The following is a 3574-nucleotide window of genomic DNA, read 5'->3' as shown; positions in this document are numbered from 1 at the left end:
ATCTCAACCCGTGGCCGAAGCGCCGGCCACCGGGTCGGCCGTATCCGCCAAGGCGGCGCGCCAGACGGATGTCGAGACGGCGCTGGGCACGCGCTGGGCGGTCTGGGTCGGCGGCATCGCGCTTGCGCTGGGTGGCCTGTTCCTGATTCGCTACACCATCGAGGCCGGCATCTTCGGTCCCGGCGTGCGTCTCACCATGGCCGGCATCCTCGGCCTGGCGCTGATTGCCGGCGCTGAATTCATCCGCCGCACCGGCTTCAGGGTGCCGGTGCAGGGCGCCGCCAGCGCCTATATCCCCGCGATACTGACCGGCGCCGGCGCCTTCATCCTGTTCGGCACGGTCTACGCGGCGCATGGCATCTATGGCTTCATCGGGCCGGCGACCGCCTTTGCGCTGCTTGGCGTCATCGGCGTCGCCACCATTGGCGCCTCGTTAGTGCATGGTCTGGCGCTGGCCGGCATCGGCCTCGTCGGCGCCATGGTCACGCCGGCGTTGGTGGCATCGCAGGCGCCCAATCCCTGGGCCTTGTTCGTCTATCTGGCGATCGTGCTTGCGGCGAGCGCGGCAACCGCCCGCATCCGCGACTGGAAGGCGCTTATGGCGGCCGCTTTCGCCGGCACGGGCATCTGGACCATCCTCTACATGGTCGACGCGCCGGACGTGAACCTTGCGGCCGTGCTGTTCATCAGCCTCGCCACGCTGGCGGTGCTTGCCTTCGTCTGGCTCGCCCCGTTCTTGACCACTGGCCGCGACGAAGCGGCCCGTGGCTTCGACTGGCCATCGATCGTGCCCGGCTTCTTCATCGCCCTAAGCGCGCTGGGCCTGTCCGTCGATCCGGCTTTTGCCAGCGCCGGCGATGCATTGCACGGCGCCGTCCTGCTGGCCGCGCTGGTCGCGGTGGCGCTCTACCGGCCGCGCGCGCTTCCGCTGGTCTTTGCCGCCGGCATCGCCACCGTGCTGATCTATCTCGGCATCATCCCGCCCGCCACCATCGGCGCCGATGCGCTCGATGTCGGGCTGGACGCCCAGCCCTTGGCGTCGTCCGACACGCTGACGTTCCGCATCGGCATCGCGCTTGCCCTGATCTTCCTCGCCGCCGGCTTCTGGGCGGCGCGCCGCCTCGCCGCCACCGCTGCGACACGCGCGGCTTGCTGGGCAGCCTGGGGCGTCATTGCCCCGCTGGTGGTGCTGGCCGCCCTGTGGCTGACCTTCGGCGATATCGACCGCGACCTCGGCTATGCGCTGCCGGCGCTGCTGCTGATGCTCGTCTTTGCTGCCGGCGGCGAATGGATCGCGCGCGCCGAGCCGCCGCCGCTCGCCGGCGGCCCGGCGGTGTCGTTCGCGTTGGGCGGCGCCGGCGTTGCCGGCCTGCTGATGCTGCACATGGCATTTGGCTCGGCCTGGACGACCGTGCTGATTGGCGCCGCCGCCATTCTGCCGGCGCTGGCCACGCGCTGGCGCTCTTACCCTGTGCTCGGCTGGATCGCGGTGGGTGCGGCGGTCGCCATGCTCGGCCGCGTCGCCTTCGATCCGACCATCGTCGGCGCGGCGTTTCTGTCGAGGACACCGGTCTTCAACTGGCTGCTGCCGGGCTATGGCGTGCCGGCGATCGCCTTCGGCTTCGCCGCCTGGCAGCTCGCCCGCACCACCAGCGGCCGGCCGCGCCTTGCCATGGAGGCGGCCTCGGCGCTGTTCGCGCTGCTCACCATCGCCATGCTGGTGCGCCACGCGATGCATGGCGGCGTTATCGACACCGGTGCGGTGACCCTCGCCGAGCAGGCGATCTACACGCTCATCGCGCTCGGCGCCGGCGCCATACTGGTCGCCATCGACATGCGCTCGCCGAGCTCGGTTCTGCGCTATGGCTCGATTGCCGCCGGCGTGATCTCGGCGGGCCTCATCGCCATTCAGCATTTCGTGGTGCTGAACCCGCTGCTGACGGATGAGTCGACCGGCACGATCCCGGTCTTCAACCTTCTGTTCCTCGCTTATCTGCTGCCGGCCATCGCCGCCGCCGCCGTCGCGCTGGCGCTCTATGTCCGCGACAAGCGCCCGCGATGGTATGCGGCGATGCTGGCCTTGATCGCCGCGCTGCTTGCCTTCGCCTATGCCACGCTTTCGGTGCGCCGCCTGTTCAAGGGCGAGTTCATCGCCTTGTGGAGCGGGCTTGGCCAGCTCGAGACCTACACCTATTCGGCGCTGTGGCTGGTCATCGGCGTGGCGCTGCTCACCGCCGGCGTCTGGCTGAAATCGCAGGTGCTGCGCATCGCCTCCGCGGTGCTGATCGCGGTCGCGGTGGTGAAGGTCTTCCTCTTCGACATGTCGGAGCTGGAAGGTGTGCTGCGCGCGCTCTCCTTCATCGGCCTTGGTGCGGTGCTGATCGGCATCGGGCTGTTCTACCAGCGGCTGCTGACGAGGGCGGCGCGGGATAAGCCTGAAAACTTGCAGGAACAAGTGGATAGCCGGGAATAAACCGGCCCGCGCCCGCGTTATTCACGTGCTTGGGTAATCGCAGCGGTTCGGCCGCTTCGCGCTGACTGCTTGCACCGCGTCGGGAAGGCGCGTTCTATCGGGATGGAAGGCGACCACGAAACAAGCGGTCATGGACGACAAGAAGGCAGCGATCCTGAGCGAAATACCGCGGTTGCGGCGCTATGCGCGCTCGTTGCTGCGCGACCGCGATTCCGCCGACGACCTTGTCCAGGACTGCCTGGAGCGGGCGCTTGTGCGGCTCGACAACTGGCAGACTGGAGAAAGCCCCCGGAGGTGGCTGTTTACGATCATGCATCACTTGTTCATCGACCAGATGCGCAAGGTCAACCGGCGCGGCGAGGCGGCGATGCTGCCTCTCGAAGCCGGTGAGGCCCAAGCCGCGCCCGCCGAGCAGGTCGAGACCATCGCCTCGCGCGAGATCATGGATGCCCTGCAGGCGATCAGCCCCGATCGCCGCGCGGCGTTGGTGATGGTCGCCATCGAGGGCTTTTCCTATGCCGAGGCCGCCAACATCCTTGGCGTGCCGGCCGGCACGCTGATGTCGCGCATCGCGCGTGGCCGCGAGGAACTGCGGGGATTGCTCGACGACACATCGCGCCGCCGCTCGATAAGGATCGTCGAGAAATGACCCGCCGCGATTTTTCCGAACGCGATATCCATATGGCCCTCGACGGCGAGCTGCCGGGCGAGGAGCGCATGGCTTACGATGCCTGGCTCGAGGCCAATCCCGAGATGAAGGCGAAGTCCGCGCGCTACATTGCCGACCGCGCCGCCATGCGCTCCGCCTTCGCGGGCGTGATGGACGAGCCGGTGCCGGCGAGGCTGCGGCAGGTCGTGCTTGGCGAGGCGCCTGCAAAAGCATCGGCCTGGCGCTCGCGCTGGTGGCTGTCGGCTGCCGCTGCCGTGATGCTAGCGGTCGGCGGGCTCGGCGGCTATGTCGCCGGCGTCGACAGCATCGCCCGTGGCGGCGAAGGCGACGACCAGCTCGCCGAGCAGGCAATCGCCGCCCATGTTACCTACGCTGCCGAGAAGCGCCACGCCGTCGAAGTCCCGGCGAGCGACAAGGACCATCTCCAGACC

The 3574-nt window shown here is 68.6% G+C and carries 3 protein-coding genes; all 3 read left to right on the top strand.

Going from position 1 to position 3574, the window contains the following annotated elements:
* A partial coding sequence (locus EOA28_RS28860; protein WP_148670909.1) for a DUF2339 domain-containing protein occupies nt 1-2473 on the top strand: 2473 nt, incomplete at its 5' end.
* A 130-nt stretch (nt 2474-2603) separates the two neighbouring features.
* Nucleotides 2604-3122, top strand: coding sequence for an RNA polymerase sigma factor (locus tag EOA28_RS28855; protein ID WP_126078307.1), 519 nt, complete (start codon nt 2604-2606; stop codon nt 3120-3122).
* Nucleotides 3119-3574, top strand: a 456-nt coding sequence (locus tag EOA28_RS28850) for an anti-sigma factor (RefSeq protein ID WP_148670908.1), incomplete at its 3' end; no start/stop codon positions are given. The genes EOA28_RS28855 and EOA28_RS28850, both read left to right, overlap by 4 nt.

It is taken from the genome of Mesorhizobium sp. M2A.F.Ca.ET.067.02.1.1 (genome assembly GCF_004023285.1).
Lineage (GTDB): Bacteria > Pseudomonadota > Alphaproteobacteria > Rhizobiales > Rhizobiaceae > Mesorhizobium.
Note: the sequence above shows the minus strand (reverse complement) of the source record. Positions and strands in the feature narration are given on the sequence as shown.

Excerpts from the sequence above, each read along its gene's own strand:
- EOA28_RS28855 (WP_126078307.1), top strand. The coding sequence starts at position 2,604 with ATGGACGACAAGAAGGCAGCGATCCTGAGCGAAATACCGCGGTTGCGG.